At 59.9% G+C, this 15,651-nt stretch carries 12 protein-coding genes and 4 tRNA genes; 4 read left to right on the forward strand and 12 right to left on the reverse strand.

Annotated elements, in window-relative coordinates; translation table 11 throughout:
- Positions 1-40 precede the first annotated feature (40 nt).
- Positions 41-1,828, forward strand: a complete 1,788-nt coding sequence (locus LOY50_RS21045; protein ID WP_258689098.1) for a bifunctional diguanylate cyclase/phosphodiesterase — start codon at positions 41-43, stop codon at positions 1,826-1,828.
- 246 nt (positions 1,829-2,074) lie between these two features.
- On the opposite strand, the gene LOY50_RS21050 is transcribed toward LOY50_RS21045, so the two are convergent.
- The 8 genes from LOY50_RS21050 to LOY50_RS21085 form a co-directional block, all read right to left on the reverse strand.
- Positions 2,075-2,497, reverse strand: a complete 423-nt coding sequence (locus tag LOY50_RS21050) for a hypothetical protein (protein ID WP_258689099.1) — start codon at positions 2,495-2,497, stop codon at positions 2,075-2,077.
- A gap of 130 nt (positions 2,498-2,627) precedes the next feature.
- Positions 2,628-2,975 carry a hypothetical protein gene (locus tag LOY50_RS21055; protein WP_258689100.1) on the reverse strand — a complete coding sequence of 116 codons (348 nt, stop codon included), beginning with the start codon at positions 2,973-2,975 and terminating at the stop codon, positions 2,628-2,630.
- Complete coding sequence (locus LOY50_RS21060; RefSeq protein WP_258689101.1) at positions 2,972-7,762, reverse strand: RHS repeat protein; 4,791 nt, start codon at positions 7,760-7,762, stop codon at positions 2,972-2,974. The genes LOY50_RS21055 and LOY50_RS21060 overlap by 4 nt, the downstream gene beginning before the upstream one ends.
- Positions 7,763-7,950: 188 nt before the next feature.
- Positions 7,951-8,352 carry a sel1 repeat family protein gene (locus LOY50_RS21065; protein ID WP_258689102.1) on the reverse strand — a complete coding sequence of 134 codons (402 nt, stop codon included), beginning with the start codon at positions 8,350-8,352 and terminating at the stop codon, positions 7,951-7,953.
- Entirely contained in the window at positions 8,353-8,724 is a 372-nt protein-coding gene (locus LOY50_RS21070) for a hypothetical protein (RefSeq protein WP_003179080.1), read from the reverse strand.
- Entirely contained in the window at positions 8,721-9,062 is a 342-nt protein-coding gene (locus tag LOY50_RS21075) for a helix-turn-helix domain-containing protein (protein WP_214509604.1), read from the reverse strand. Before LOY50_RS21075 ends, LOY50_RS21070 begins: the two co-directional genes overlap by 4 nt.
- Positions 9,063-9,176: 114 nt before the next feature.
- Positions 9,177-9,632, reverse strand: a complete 456-nt coding sequence (locus LOY50_RS21080; RefSeq protein WP_253477134.1) for a YkvA family protein — start codon at positions 9,630-9,632, stop codon at positions 9,177-9,179.
- Positions 9,633-9,926: 294 nt separating this feature from the next.
- Entirely contained in the window at positions 9,927-10,640 is a 714-nt protein-coding gene (locus LOY50_RS21085; protein ID WP_003204577.1) for an FKBP-type peptidyl-prolyl cis-trans isomerase, read from the reverse strand.
- Between the two features lie 269 nt (positions 10,641-10,909).
- On the opposite strand from LOY50_RS21085, the gene LOY50_RS21090 reads away from it, so the two are divergent.
- Both LOY50_RS21090 and LOY50_RS21095 read left to right on the forward strand, forming a co-directional pair.
- Positions 10,910-12,715, forward strand: a complete 1,806-nt coding sequence (locus LOY50_RS21090) for a cytochrome c (protein WP_258689103.1) — start codon at positions 10,910-10,912, stop codon at positions 12,713-12,715.
- 31 nt (positions 12,716-12,746) lie between these two features.
- Positions 12,747-13,883 carry a catalase family protein gene (locus LOY50_RS21095; protein WP_253477139.1) on the forward strand — a complete coding sequence of 379 codons (1,137 nt, stop codon included), beginning with the start codon at positions 12,747-12,749 and terminating at the stop codon, positions 13,881-13,883.
- Between the two features lie 153 nt (positions 13,884-14,036).
- Here the strand turns inward: LOY50_RS21095 and LOY50_RS21100 are convergent.
- The 4 genes from LOY50_RS21100 to LOY50_RS21115 all read right to left on the reverse strand — a co-directional run bounded on the left by LOY50_RS21100 (position 14,037) and on the right by LOY50_RS21115 (position 14,555).
- Positions 14,037-14,113: transfer RNA gene (locus LOY50_RS21100), tRNA-Asp, on the reverse strand.
- A gap of 17 nt (positions 14,114-14,130) precedes the next feature.
- Positions 14,131-14,206 (reverse strand) — tRNA-Val (locus LOY50_RS21105).
- Between the two features lie 177 nt (positions 14,207-14,383).
- Positions 14,384-14,460 (reverse strand) — tRNA-Asp (locus LOY50_RS21110).
- A gap of 19 nt (positions 14,461-14,479) precedes the next feature.
- Positions 14,480-14,555, reverse strand: a tRNA-Val gene (locus LOY50_RS21115).
- Between the two features lie 160 nt (positions 14,556-14,715).
- Here LOY50_RS21115 and rdgC point away from each other — a divergent pair.
- Positions 14,716-15,636 (forward strand): recombination-associated protein RdgC, encoded by a 921-nt coding sequence (rdgC, locus tag LOY50_RS21120; RefSeq protein WP_014339706.1) that lies wholly within the window; start codon positions 14,716-14,718, stop codon positions 15,634-15,636.
- Positions 15,637-15,651 lie beyond the last annotated feature (15 nt).

Raw genomic sequence — 15,651 nt, forward strand, 5'->3', positions numbered from 1 at the left:
TGCCGCGCACCCGGTCCTTTTTTTATCGCCAGAGATTGCCATGACCACGACAGAACAGCTGAGTGCCTTGAGTTCGATCCTGGCTCAAAGCGGTTTGCACAGCCTGTTCCAACCGATCATCTGCCTTTCCGAACGGCGCATCGTGGGTTATGAAGCCTTGACCCGCGGCCCCTCCAACAGCCCGTTGCACTCCCCCATCGCGCTACTTTCCGTGGCGCGCCAGGCCGGCCGCCTCAGTGAACTGGAACTGGCCTGCCGCCGCAGCGCCTGCCAGCGCTTCAATGAGCAAAAACTCCCGGGCAAGCTGTTTCTCAACGTCTCGCCCGAGTCGCTGCTGGAGTCCGCGCACCAGACCGGGCGCACACTGCAACTGCTGCAGGACCTCGGCATTGCCCCCAGCCAGGTCGTGATCGAACTGACCGAACAAACCCCTATCGATGACTTCCAGCTCCTGCAAACCGCGCTGCATCATTATCGCGCGATGGGTTTCTCGATTGCCCTGGACGACTTGGGCGCCGGTTATTCGAGCCTGCGGCTGTGGTCTGAATTGCGGCCCGACTATGTGAAGATCGACCGGCATTTCATCGACGGCATCCACCAGGACGCCCTCAAGCGCGAGTTCGTGGGCTCGATCCTGAAAATCGCCCGGGCCTCCCGCGCCCAGGTGATTGCCGAGGGAATCGAACTGCCGGAAGAACTGGCGGTGCTGATCGAAATGGGCGTAGACCTGGTCCAGGGCTATCTGCTGGCCCGGCCTCAGGAACAACCGTCACGCGATGCCAGGGCGCTGATGCCCAAGCAGGACAGCGGCGTGGCGACGTTGAACGATGAGGTCAACGACCTCAGTGCGCTGCTCAACGAACAACCGGCAGTGGCCCACAACACGCCGACAGCCACCGTGCTGGAAGCGTTTCGGCGCCAGGCCAACCTCAACTCCCTGGCGGTGCTGGATGATCAAGGGCAGCCCTGCGGCATCGTTCATCGCCATTCGCTCTCGGATGCCTTGCTCAAGCCCTTCGCCACCGACCTGTTCGCCCGCAAACCCATCAGCCGCTTGATGAGCGACGACTTTCTCGCCGTGGAGTTGAACCAGTCGCTGCAACAAGTCAGCCGCCTGATCACCAGCCGCGCCCGACAACGCATCGAAGAAGACTTCATCATCACCCTCAACGGCGGTTACTTGGGCCTGGGCCGGGTGATCGATGTGCTCAAGCTCATCACCGAACTGAAAATCCAACAGGCCCGCTACGCCAACCCCCTGACCCTGCTGCCGGGCAACGTCCCGATCCAGCAATGCCTCACGCGCCTGCTGCAACAACGGCAGGAATCGGTGATCTGCTACGTGGACATCGACAGTTTCAAACCCTTCAACGACATCTACGGCTACGGTCGCGGCGACGAAGTCCTGCTGTGCCTGGCCCAATGCCTGAACGAACGCATCGACCCAAGCCGCGACTTCGTCGGCCACATCGGCGGCGACGACTTCCTGCTGGTCCTCGGCCCGGAAGACTGGCGCAGACGCCTGGACCAGCTCCTCAGCGACTTCCAGACCCACTGCCGCCGCTTCTACCGCCCCGAACACCTGGAGGCGGGATGCTTTACAGCGTTGAACCGACAGGGCGTTCGACAGGAGTTCGCGTTGTTGTCGCTGTCGATTGGGGTAGTGCACCTGCGCGCCGAGGCCTGTGAGGAATTGGATGCCAGCCAGTTGGCGGAACTGGCTTCGCAGGCCAAGCATCATGCCAAGGAGATTTTGGGAGGGAGTGTGTATTTGGTGGAGGGTTTGGCGGAGCGGGAGTCTGTGGTGGCGTTGGGTTTGACGGTGTGAAACATCTGGCGCGGCCCCGTGGCGAGGGAGCTTGCTCCCGCTGGGCTTTGTAGGAGCTGGCGAAGCCTGCGATCTTTTGATCTTGCTCTTTCGCTTGAGATTCAACTGTCAGGGAAAAGATCGCAGCCTCGCTTCGCTCGGCAGCTCCTACAGGTGCAGCGGGAGCAAGTTCCCTCGCCAGGAAATTGTACGAGTGGAAGATGGCCAATTAATATAGTGCCCTCTCCCCCCCTTTCGGCAATTCAGCTATACATAATCCCAAGCAAATCTATCCTCAGATTCTGCCTTGCGGAGATCATCCGCCCATAGATCACTCGCCAGTCTGTATATGTCTTCAAAAAAAATTCGTGGGTCGTTCATTGCATCCCACCCGTTGGGTAGCGATGAGCATTCCTGACAGTTATGCTCTAGCAAAGCCTGAAAATCATAACCGCTGTCTCGCAGCGCCTCCTCTAAATTTTTATATAGTACGAACTTTTGCCTGTACGTTATGCTCCAACCTTTAGACAGCGAGTAATTTAAGATTAATTCCTGTCGATCCGCAGGACTGTTGGGGTCATATTTTTCAAGCTCCTCCCCTAGCGTTTCCTCTCGATCATATATGTCAAAACAACCCAAAAAATACGCAGGTGTGGGTATATATGGCTGGCCGGTGCTTGGATCGATCATTTCATTGTTTCCTATTCGATCGTTCCCTCGCTCCTGCGTGGGAACGCCACCAGGGACGCTCCGCGTTCCGTTTCTGGAAGGGTGACGCAGAGCATCGCGAGATGCATTCCCCTGCAGAGCGTGGGAACGATCAACTCTCGGCTTGATATCTCATCAAAGAAGCCAACAGGACTCGCATAAATCGGCGCCGATCATTAACATCGTCATCAAAATATGTATCAAGATTCAAAAAAACTCTATCAAAGCTATCACCGCCTTCTAGGAAATAGTTGAGAGTATTAATCAACAAAATTTGCTCTTTTGGGCTGTGAAATAAAAACTCCGGACGAATCAACAAATCAAATAGTTGACCCAACTCCTCATCATCATTTACATTTTTTGAAGTTATTATTTCCTCACGCGCCACGTCATGAGTATTTTCAATACTGAAAACAAACAACAACCCCCAGATATCATGCAAATCATATGTATTTTTCATATACCGAATCCTGTATAGGCTGTTTTAGGTCGACCATTTCCATCCAGAATGACTATCGCCTTCGTACTTTGACCATACTCTAAACTTCCCCGCTTATAACCTTCACCAATTACCCGCCCCATTTCAATTGGTTTCTTAGACGCCACAATGCCTACTCGCCTGAAAATCAACTGAGCTCGATGAATAGCATTGAGTTGGTCGCGATGACTAAAAAAACGAGTTGCGGCAGACGGAATGGCAGGCAGGCCTGCATTACTTCCGCTTCCATAAACATCGATTTCCCCAGTGCCCGGGTTCCGGCCTGTCCTAACGCGCTCCAACTGAGAATTGGCCGTAGTCTGAGCACCATGTTTCTGCAAGAAATGCGCGCCCTCAATCGATCGCTCCATTTCATCCAAGCGCCGGTAGGCATTCGCCTCCGCCAACTCATCAATCCGCGCCCGCCGCTGCTCCGCCGTCATCGGCAGCCGCGGTTCCCCCTCATCCACCCCAACCTTAACCGCCGGATCCTGCTCCCCAACCGCCGGCCTACACCCACCCTTCCCCGGACAATCCACCAACCCCAACGGATCCACCCACCCCGTCGGGTTCAGGGTGTACCGATACCCATTGAGCCCACCCACCAACTTGCTCGGGTCGGGCGTCAGGTAACGGCCAGTCTCGGGATTGTAGTAGCGGTGCCGGTTGTAGTGCAGGCCGCTTTCGGGGTCGAAGTATTGGCCCTGGAAGCGCAGCGGTTGCTCAAGCTGTTCGCCGCCACCGTGCGTGAGTTCAGTGAGTTTGCCGTAGCCGTTGTAGCGCGCCGACCAGACGATCTGGCCGCTGTAGCTGGTCAGTTCCTGGGGCGTGCCCAGGTGATCGAGGTGGTAGTAGAACGGCGTGGCTTTTTCCGGGCCTTCGCCATCGAGCATCGCCAGCGGGCGGAAGGTGCCCGGTTCGTAGACGTAGCTGCGGTGGTGGCGCGGGCTGTTTTCGGCGACGACCTGGTCGCCTTGCCAGAAAAACTCCGTGGTCAGGCCGTCCACGGTCTTGCTGATGCGTCGGCCAAAGGCGTCGTAGCGGTAGGACGTTTCGCGGCCGTTGGCCGTGGTGACGCCGATCAGGCGGTGCTGGCTGTCGTAGCGGTAGGCGCTAACCAAGGTTTGGCCGCGGCGTTCGCGGATCAGGTTGCCGAACGCGTCGTAGTCGTAGTGGCGGTCGCCCTCCTTCAGCAGGCGGTTGCCCTTGAGGGTGGTCGGGCCGGGGCGGTCCTGCATCATCAGGTTGCCGGCCGGGTCGTGGCAGAAGTGTTCCGGCGGTTCGCTGTGGGAAAAGTCGATGCGGGTCAGGCGATCCAGCGGGTCGTACTGGTAGCTGCGGCGGTTTCGGTTGTCGGAAAGGGTTTGCAGGTTGCCCTTGGCGCTGTAGGCATAATCGCGCCAGAACAGTTGCTGCTGTTGGTTCTGCCACACGGTCTGGGCCTTGAGGCGGCCCTGTTCATCGTAGGTGTAATCACTGAGCAGCCGGCCCTGCTGGCGTTGTCGTTCGCGTCCGCCGTCAAACCGGTGTTCGGTCAGGCGCGTGCCGTTGAGGTCGATGGCGGTCAGTGCGCCACCTGGGGCATGGTGGTAGTCGAGCTGGCTGTCGTCCGGCAGGCGCAGGTGGTTGAGGCGCCCGCAGGCGTCGTAGCGATAACGCAGGGTGCCCCAGCCCTGGTGCTCGCAGACCAGCCGATCCTGGGCGTCGTACTCGAAGGCCAGGGGATGATCGCTGCCGTCGTTGACGTGGACCAGCCGGCCCAGTTCGTCGTAGCGGTATTCGATGGCCTGGCCGTCGGGCAAGGTCTTGACCCGCAGCCGCCCAGCCGCGTCGCGCTGGTACTGGGTGAGCCGTTGCGAACCGTCCTCGCCGTGCTCGGTTTTTTCCAGCAGGTGGCCGTTGAGGTCGTAGGCGTAGGCGGTGCGTTGGCCGTCGAAGCCGACTTGCTGTCGGATCAAGCCGTTGGGCGTGTAGTCCAGCTGATATTTTTCGCCGGATTCGTTTTCGATTTCGGTCAGCAACAGCCGCGCCGAGTCGTAGCGGTACTTCAGCTCGCTGCCGTCGGGGTTCAGGCGACGGCTGACCAGGTGCAAGTCGTCGGCGTATTCGTAGCGGGTCAGACGGCCCTGTTCATCGCATTCGGCGGTGACCTTGCCGTAGGCGTTGTAGCGCCAGGTCCGGGTGGCACCGTTGGGCAAGGTCACCTGCAGCAGGCGGCCGACGGCGTCCCATTGGTAGTGCGTGAGCGCGCCGTGTTCGTCCTGGCGGCTGAGCAAACGCCCCAGGGCGTCGTAGGAAAAACACCGGCGACTGCCGTCGGGCAGGATCTCTTCGGTCAGTTGGCCCAGGCGACTCCAGGTGAAGCGATGTTCGCCGCCGTCCGGGTCATACGTCGCCAGCAGTTGCCCATGGGCGTCGTAGGCATATTCCGTGCGCCGGCCGTCCGGATCGATGAGGACTATCACCTCGCCGCGGGCATTGCGCCGGTAGGTCCACACGGCCTTGCCGCGCGCACGGGTGTGCAGGAAACCGTTGCGGTATTCGTAGGACGTCGGCGTCTCATCCGGGGGAAGCAGTGCCACCAGCCGTCCGACGTCGTCGTAGCGGTATTCGCTGACGCCCCCCAGCGGGTCCTGTTCGGCGATCAACCGGCCCTGTTCGTCATAGGCCTTGAGGTGCTCGCCGCCGTCGGGCTCGACCTTGCGCACCAACCGCGCCCGGTCGTCGTGGACATACACCTCCTGGCTGCCATCCAGGTGCCGGACCGTGACGCTGCCGTCTTCGCCCCAGGTGTAGCGGCTGTCCATCTGTGCAAACGAAGCCCAATGCCGTACGCAGCGGGACGCCGGCCCGACGCCTTGCCACTCCCAGTAGAAGCTCGCCCCGCCGGCCAGTTGTCGCTGGAGGATGACGTGTTGGTCGTCGTAGTCGTAGCGTTCGCTTTCACCTGCGGCATTGGTCGCTTCGATCAGTCGGAAACGTCCGTCGTAGCGGTAGGAAACCAGCGTCTGTTCAGTCCGCCAGGCTTCGTCGAGGGTGATGGCCGGGTGGAAGCTCTGGTAGTCGACGGCGATCAGGTGGCGCTGCTCGTAACGCAGGCGCAGGGCGCGCCCGGCGCCGTTGTCCAAACGGCAGATGTCGCCATGGATGTTGCGCTGGAGGGTCAGTCGGTTGTCGTAGCGGTCGCTGAGGGCGCTCAGGTGGCCGTCGCGAAAGTGCAGAAATGCTGCGTTTTCCCCGGGCTGGGCGACGATCAGTTCGTCCGCCTCGGTGCCCAGGTAGATCGCCGCGCGGGCCAGGCTGTTGTGGATCGCCGGACGCTGGGCGCTGGGCAGTGGAAAGATCGTGCGGCGGTTTTCCTGATCGACCCAGGTGACCTGCTCGCCCTCAAGTTCCAAGCGATGGGCCAGGGCATGGCTCCAGCCGCGCCCGAGGCCGACATCCAGGTCGGCGGCGCTGGTGCGGTACAAACGGGTGAAGACGAACGGCAAGCGGCCATCGAGGGTGCCATCGTCGAGGGTCAGCAGTTCTTCGCCGGTGACCATCGACACCGGACAGCCGCTGGTCTGGGTCTGGGACGCGGTGTCGGCGGGGTCGCCGTTGGGGTTTTTCGACTGGGCGGGGGCGTCGTCGTGGGGTTCGTGTTTTTTCAGCGTGGTGTTGCGCTGCGCATCCCAGCGCAGTTGCATCCGGCCCTTTTTCACGCCAGCCGCGATACCGCGTGCCGCCACGGTTTTGTAGCGATCCACGTAGGTCATGAAGCCGTTGACCACCGCGAAGATCGCACGGATAAAACGCTGCATGGCGTTCAGCAGGGTTGCACCGTGCCTGGCCAACCGCATCGACAGGTAGGCAATCCCGGCCCCTGCCCCGGCAAAGGTCAAGACCACACCGATCAGCAAGTCGATTACCAGTTGCACCGCCACGGTCGAGAACCCTTTGGCCGTTTCGCCAGCGACTTCACTAGGCGGCAACATCTCCAGCCAGAGGCTGGCAGTGCGCACCAACAGGCACAGTGCCGCTTCGTCGCTGGCCAGCAGTTGCAGCTTGGCCATCACTTGCGGCGTGTCCTGAGCCAGTTTTTTCAACTGATCAGCGCTTTCGCCCAACCGCTCAACAAACTGACCGGGGTCCTTGAGGATGTCCGAGAGCAAACTGATGCTGTCCCATACACTTTCAATCGCCGCCCAACTGCCGGCGAGTAACCCGTTGCCCACCGCCGCCGCCGAAGTCGACAGCGATTGTTGTGCCCATCGCGGCTTGAAACCCTGCCACTCGCCGCGCAGCCAGTCCGTCAGATCGGTGGTCAGACCATCGTAGGAAGAAAACAGATTCGCGATTTGCTTGGCGGACACCTCGCCCTGAACGTGAACCCGATAGGACTTGCCCGCCTCCCCCGTGAAGGTCCCCAGGCCTTGGGCATCCAGGGTGACTGGAGTGACCTCGCCGCTGGCCACATCCACCACATCCACCACGATGTCGCCCAACGGGATGTCGTACACCGACTCGAACTTGCTTTCGATCGTCATCGGCCCGCCCTTGGGGCACTGGACGACCGTGGAGAGGAAGTCATCGTCACCGGTGCTGACAGCGGTGGTGCTGTCGCCAAAGCGGATCAGCCGCTCCATGCCCATCAGTGACGGCAAGTCAGCGGCATGACTGGCACGGTCCGCCGCTCGGCTGTACCAGCGCTCGAGCTGCTCGCGGTAGACCGACAAGGTGCCTTTGAAGCTGTCGAGTTCCTGCTCGATTCGGCTCACCTGATCCATCAGGACAGGGCTCGCTCAAGGGCCGGCAGGAAAAAACGGTCGAACATGGGCAGACGTCTCGCAGCACTCAGGGAGCGCGAGACTTTGCCGGGGATGACAGGGGAATTAAGTCAGGGGAAGGAGACAGAGCGCGTAGGGCGATTCGCTAAATTCGTCTGACCTGCACAACGAATCGCCTGTGGATAGCCCTAGATATCGTGAGCTTCAAGTGATTTGAGCTTGATTTCGGCCAGCGGATGCCCGGCTTTCGCCGCCAAGGTCCACCAACGCGCCGCTTCAACCGGGTCCGGCGCCTTGCTGGCTGTGCCGGCCAGGCTGATCACGCCAACCTGGTAGGCGGCCTTGCCATCACCGGCCAATGCCGCCAGCCGCAGCAGGCGAATTCCTTCTTCCCGGGCGCCCAGCCCTTGGCCGCGAAACGTGAGGATATGCCCATAGAAGCTTTGCGCACCGACGTCGCCCAAGTTCGCCATGCGCGAGAACTGACCCTCGAGCCAGGCCCAGCCACGCGGCTGACGAACGAACCAGGACCAATGAAACAACCGACGCGCCAGCCAGTAACCGGCCCGCGCCTTGAGTCGCCAGAGCACTCAGGCCTCCGCCGACTCGGGGTATTCGTATTCAAATACCCGGACCACTTCCGAAGCGTGCCAGGAAGCAGCGGCCACGCCATCGGAAGGCCCGGAAAAGCGACCCAAGCGTTCTACACACTCGAAGAACCCCGTGCGCGGCAACCGACTGGCGCCCTGGCTGATCACCAATGAGCTGCGCAGCGGCTGTTCCGCCCGGGCGTCCAGCGCCGCCAGGTGTTCCAGGGCCGCGGTCAAGGTCTGCATGGCCGGGCTGGGCAGTTGCAGACGCTCCAGCAACGCGCGGTAGGTCAACAAATGGCGCTGGCGGCGCGCCTGGTCCAACTCACCCAACAACCCATCCCAATGCTGCCGACTGATGCGTACGCTCACGATTCTTCCCTCCAACCCGGCACCGTCAACTCCCAGGCCAGACTGCGCCGAATCGCGGCATCGGGCTGACGCTCGCCGCTCTCGATCAAGGCCAGATAAGACGGGCTGATACCTACCGTGCGGGCCAGCGCCTCGATGGCGATGCCCTTCCCTTCGCGTAAACTGCGTAATTGATCCAGGCCAGGGAGAACCTGGCCCGGTGCCGCCGCGTGACGGACTGTCGCTTCGCGCGGCGGAGCTTGATCGATGCCTGCTGCCTTCAACAACGACTGGTACTGATCCCACGGCAAAACCGCGTATTCGGGCTCTCCGTCACGTGTGATTACTTGAATATCCATGTCTACCCCGTAGGACAACAACACTTAGCGAGCCAGCCTTTTTTCTTAGAAGTGTAATCCTAATACCGGCTAAGGTCGCGGGGCGATGAATTCTCTGGGGCAAGTGCTACCGAATCAGGTTTCTTTCTGACCTTGGAGTTGAAGTTGTTCCGGGGTATCGGGAAGCCTTTCGACCCGGGCAAGCTTCTCGGGCGATTGCCGATAACGCCAGGCGCGGAAAGCCTCGAGTTCAACGTCGAGGGTTTTCATGACCCAGGCCAGCACCGCGATATCGTCGAACATGCCAAACATCGGCAAGATATCTGGAATTGCATCCAGGGGGCTGAGGAAATACATGAGCCCTGCCACCACCGACAGCATCGACTTGGCGCTGACAGCGCGGTATTCGCCCCGCCAGTAGGCCAGGCACAAGGCCTGCAACAGACGCAGGTCTTCCTTGAGCTTGCCCAGTCGTCCGCCCTCTCGGGCGCCTTTGCTGGCGACGGCGAACAACAACGTAGGCAATCGACCGCGGGCCAGCAGGCGGCCTGCCAAGGGCAGAAATCGCGCAAAATTCCACGGGGCCTTCATTTTTTCTCCCACTGAAATGTTATCCACACAAATTGTGGATAACCTTGTGAACAGAGCTGCATTTCACCGCTGAAGCCCCCGTTTCATAAGGGCCCGGCTTAGATCGGGCGTTTTTTACTCACATAAAAAAACCCAATATTTCATTGACTTGACCGGCTGACTGCGTCTAGCACAGCGCCTGTATTGCCTATGACTATACCCTGCATCGTGCGTTCGGTTTTTTTGCCATTTTGCCGAAGCCCAGATGTGACAACGCCCCGCATAAGCGAGGCGTTGTCGTTATAGCAGACGCGATTACTTGGCTGCGTCTTCTTTTGCCGGATCCTTGATCGCCAGCAGTTCCAGGTCGAACACCAGGACCGAGTTGGCCGGGATGGCCGGGCTCGGGCTCTGGGCGCCATAGGCCAGGTCGCTCGGGATGTACAGCTTGTACTTCTCGCCGACGTGCATCAGTTGCAGGCCTTCGACCCAACCCGGGATCACGCCGCTGACCGGCAGGTCGATCGGGCTGCCACGTTCAACGGAGCTGTCGAACACAGTGCCGTTGGTCAGCTTGCCGGTGTAGTGGACAGTCACTACGTCGGTCGGCTTAGGCTGTGGACCGTCGGCTTTCTTGACCACTTCGTACTGCAGGCCGGAAGCGGTGGTGGTAACACCGGCTTTCTTGCCGTTTTCTTCGAGGAATTTCTTGCCGGCGGCTGCCGACTCTTCGCTCATCTTGGCCATGCGCTCTTCGGCACGCTTTTGCAGTGCGGCAAAGGCTTCGACCAGTTCTTCGTCTTTCAGCTTCTGTTCTTTCTTGCCGACGGCATCTTCGATGCCCTGGGCGACCGCTTTGGAGTCCAGGTCATCCATGCCTTCCTGAGCCAGGCTCTTGCCCATGTTCAGGCCAATACCGTAGGAAGCTTTCTGCGCCGGGGTCTTCAGCTCTACGCTGGTCTGCGAGTCGCAACCCGCGAGTACCAGGCCAACCAGGGCCACCGCCGCCGCCAACCGATGCTGTTTCATGCTATTTCCTTGTTCATGCGCCTAAAGGGCAATCGAATAAAGCCGCGAGCTTATCAGGCGGCCACGACCAATGGCTACCGGCATGTGAGCCACAAAGTAATGATAAGTTCAGGTCCGCAAACGCTTTTTAATCCTGGAAGAATGAAGCATCTGTCATCTGTTACGTACAGGGACAAATTGCCGCCCTACACAGGCCAGGGGTAATGGCCACTTGCCCGCCGGGCGGCACTGAGGCATAAGGGCTTATCAAAAAAACAAGGACGTTACCCGTGCGCCTTCTCTCTCGCATCCTCTTGCTGCTCCTCGCGCTGCTGATCATTGTCGTGGCCGTGGTGCTTTATTACGTCGCCAATCCTCGCTTGCCGTTCTACACGCCCGTCGAACAGGTGAATTACCTGGACCAATGGAGTGCCGCCGAGCGCCAGACGTATTACTTCACGCCCCAGGGCACCCAGGTCAAAGGCCTTCGCTACGACTGGTTCACCGCCCTCGAATTACCGTTTTCGCAACAACGCTTCGCATCGCCTGAGTACCTGGCGCGCTTTGGGTTCCTGGTCGATCCGGCGCAGAAAGCCTCGTCGGCCAATCCCGGCAACTTGCCGGTAGGATTTGCGCGGCACCAGAACCCGGGCAGCACCGAGCAGTTCCTGGATATCACCTGCGCGGCGTGCCATACCGGCGAATTGCGCTTCAAGGGCCAGGCGATACGGATCGACGGCGGCTCGGCTCAGCACGTGCTGCCCTCCAGTGTTCCTACATTACGTGGTGGCAGTTTCGGACAAGCATTGGTCGCCAGTCTGGCGTCTACCTACTACAACCCTTGGAAATTCGAGCGCTTCGCCCGCCAAGTGCTGGGCAAGGACTACGACGCCCGCCACGAGGAATTGCGCAAGGCCTTCAAAGTCTCCCTGGATACGTTCCTGCGGGTGGCCTGGAACGACACCCATCGTGGCCTCTACCCCACCGAAGAAGGGCCTGGCCGTACCGACGCCTTCGGTCGCATCGCCAACGCCAGCTTCGGCGACGCCATTTCGCCGCAAAACTACCGGGTGGCCAACGCCCCCGTGGATTACCCGCAGTTGTGGGACATATGGACGTTCGACTGGGTGCAGTGGAACGGATCGGCCCAGCAACCGATGGCCCGCAACGTCGGTGAGGCGTTGGGGGTCGGCGCCACGCTGAATTTCTTCGACGCCCAAGGCAAACCGCTGCAGGGCGATGCGCGATACCCCTCCAGCGTGCGTGTGCGCGACTTGAACAAGATCGAAGAAACCCTGCAACTGCTCAAGCCGCCTGTATGGCCGGAAGCGCTACTGGGCCCCATCGACAAACCTCTGGCCGCCAAGGGCCGAGCCCTGTTTACCGAAAACTGCACCGGCTGCCATGTACCCAAGGTGGTCCAAGGGCCCGACAGGCCGGTCCAGCAATTGCACATGCTGCCCGTGCAGGTGATCGGCACCGACCCGGGCACTGCCAATAACATCGCTGACCACCGCTTCGACCTGACCAGCCTGCAGTGGGATCCGGCCGAGCTGGCGAAGCTGGACGTGCAACTGCACCCGACCCCGACAGAACCGCTGGACCTGAGCCAACTCACGGTCGCCAAGGGCCTGGCCTACGTTACGGCATTCGTCGAAAACCGCGCTTACCGCGACGCCGGCGTCACCCCCGCCGAGCGCCCGGCGCTGGACGGTTTCGGCTTGCCCATCGGCGTACGTGAATTGCGCGCCTACAAGGCCCGGCCGCTGGCGGGCGTCTGGGCCACGCCACCGTTCCTGCACAACGGCTCGGTGCCGACGATCTATCAACTGCTGTCCCCCCAGGACGAGCGCGCGACCGCGTTCTATAAAGGCAACTTCGAATACGACCCGCGCCACCTGGGCTATCGCACCGAAGCCTTCACCAACGCATTTCTCTTCGATACCCGGATCACTGGCAACCACAACAGCGGCCATGAATTCCGCGCGGGCGAGCGCGGCAACGGCGTCATCGGGCGTCTGCTGCAACCGCAGGAACGCTGGGCCTTGCTCGAGTATTTAAAGGTGCTGGGCGGGCCATTAGAGACGCAACTGTAATGATGAACCCCACAGGTAAAAGGAAGTTTCAATGTTGATCACGCTCTGGCTGCGCCTCGGTGCCTTTTTGGGCAAGACGCTCCTGTGGCTGCTGGGCATCGGGTTGCTCGGCTGGGCACTGTCCACGGCCTGGTTTGCCTGGCAACACAAGGGACCGGTCCCGGACAAGGAACAGGTTGCGCCCGGCGAAGCGGCCATGACCCAGGACATCATCCAGACCGCTATTCGCATCGTCGATCAGCACCGCGAAAGCACACGCTACCTGCGCGACGCCCACGCCAAGGCCCACGGCTGTGTCATGGCCGAAGTCCAGGTGCCGAGCGACCTGCCGGCACCGTTGCGCCAAGGGGTATTCGCCGAGCCGGGGAAGGTCTGGCAGGCGACGATTCGCCTGTCCAACGGCAACGCCTATCCGCAGTTCGACAGCCTTCGCGATGCACGGGGGATGGCGATCAAGCTGATGAACGTACCGGGCAAGCAACTGCTCGCTGACCGGCAATCACAAGGTGAGCAGGATTTCGTGATGTTCAACCATCCGAACTTCTTTGTCAGTGATGTCGCCGAGTACCGTCAGAATGTGGCCGCTCAGGCTGACGGGAAGAAGGCGATGGCCTTTTTTCCGAGCCTCGACCCGCGCAGTTGGCAGATTCGGCATTTATTCATCGCCCTGGCGACCCTCTCACCGCCACCGGCCAGTCCGACCCAGACCACTTACTTCTCGGTATCGCCCTATAAGTTCGGCGAGGCCAACGCCAAGTTTCGCGTCGCACCGGACCCGGACAGTTGCCCAAGCTACACCTTGCCTCCGCAGAATCAGGACCTGCCGAACTTCTTGCGTAGCGCATTGAACCAGCAGTTATCCACCGACCGGGTGCCGGCGTGTTTTGTGTTGCAGATCCAGCGTCAGGATCCGGGCAAGTACATGCCGATTGAAGACACCAGTATTGAGTGGCAGGAAAGTGATGCGCCGTTCGAGACCGTGGCGCGGATCAAGGTGCCGGCTCAGGATTTTGATACGCCCAAGTTGAATCTGGCTTGTGATAATCAGTCGTTCAATCCTTGGTTTGGGATTGAGGCGCATCGGCCTATTGGTGGGATCAATCGCTTGCGCAAGGCGGTGTATGAGGCGGTCAGCGATTATCGTCATCGGCGGAATGCTGAGCTGTAGAGGTTGGATTGGGGTGTATATCCGTTTTTTTGGTAACGGATATGCACACCACTTCAAAAAACAAAGAGCAAAAAAAACGACGCTCTCCCCTCGTAAAGGAAAAGCGTCGTTTCTAGTAGCCACCTGGCGTTCAGCATTCCAGATAACCGAATATGGCGCAGCGGACGGGACTCGAACCCGCGACCCCCGGCGTGACAGGCCGGTATTCTAACCGACTGAACTACCGCTGCGCGTAACACTGAAAGTTTGGTGGGTGATGACGGGATCGAACCGCCGACATTCTGCTTGTAAGGCAGACGCTCTCCCAGCTGAGCTAATCACCCTTCACTTTCGATGCGGGGCGCATTCTCTCACAGTTTTTTGTAACGTGCTGATTTAATTAGCAAATTCAGCAAAAAAAATATGAGCAACGCACACCACAGGAACTGCAAACAGCAAAAAGCCCGCGTTAGCGGGCTTTCCGTGGTGACCTGGCGTTCAGTGTTCCAGGTTACCGAATATGGCGCAGCGGACGGGACTCGAACCCGCGACCCCCGGCGTGACAGGCCGGTATTCTAACCGACTGAACTACCGCTGCGCGTAACACTTTGAACGAATGGTGGGTGATGACGGGATCGAACCGCCGACATTCTGCTTGTAAGGCAGACGCTCTCCCAGCTGAGCTAATCACCCTTCGCTTTCGGTGTGGCGCGCATTCTACGGAGCACTCTTTGAGCTGGCAAGCACTTTTTAAATTAATTTTTTCAGGCCTTCCAAAGGCTTAGCGAAGGGTTGGCCTATGGCGCTGCGAAGAGAATAATGCCCCCCTTTGTATAAAGGAGAGACTCACCCCATGTGGTTCAAAAACCTGCTTATCTATCGCCTGACCCAAGATCTGCCTTTTGATGCCGAGGCGTTGGAAACTGCACTGGCCAGCAAACTGGCGCGTCCATGTGCAAGCCAGGAGTTGACCACTTACGGTTTCGTCGCGCCGTTTGGCAAAGGCGAAGACGCACCACTGGTGCACGTCAGCCAGGATTTCCTGCTGATCGCCGCGCGCAAGGAAGAACGCATCTTGCCGGGCAGCGTCGTACGCGATGCCCTGAAGGAAAAGGTCGAAGAGATCGAAGCCGAGCAAATGCGCAAGGTCTATAAAAAGGAACGGGACCAGCTCAAGGATGAAATCATCCAGGCGTTCCTGCCCCGTGCGTTCATCCGTCGTTCGTCCACTTTCGCCGCCATCGCGCCGAAACAGGGCCTGATCCTGGTGAACTCGGCCAGCCCGAAACGCGCCGAAGACCTGCTGTCTACCCTGCGCGAAGTCATCGGCTCGCTGCCGGTACGTCCACTGACAGTAAAAATGGCCCCGACCGCCACCATGACCGACTGGGTCAAGACCCAGAAAGCCGCGGACGATTTCTTCGTGCTGGATGAATGCGAACTGCGCGACACCCACGAAGACGGCGGCATCGTGCGCTGCAAGCGCCAGGACCTGACCAGCGACGAAATCCAGCTGCACCTGAACACCGGCAAGGTCGTCACGCAACTGTCCCTGGCCTGGCAGGACAAGCTGTCCTTCGTGCTCGACGACAAGATGGTGGTCAAGCGCCTGAAGTTCGAAGACCTGCTGCAGGACCAGGCAGAGCAGGACGGTGGCGACGAAGCCCTCGGCCAACTGGACGCCAGCTTCACACTGATGATGTTGACGTTCGGCGAGTTCCTGCCGGCGCTGGTTGAAGCCTTGGGTGGGGAAGAGATTCCGCAGGGGATCTAAACCCCACCCCTCCCC

This window comes from Pseudomonas sp. B21-010 (assembly GCF_024749325.1).
GTDB lineage: Bacteria > Pseudomonadota > Gammaproteobacteria > Pseudomonadales > Pseudomonadaceae > Aquipseudomonas > Aquipseudomonas kilonensis.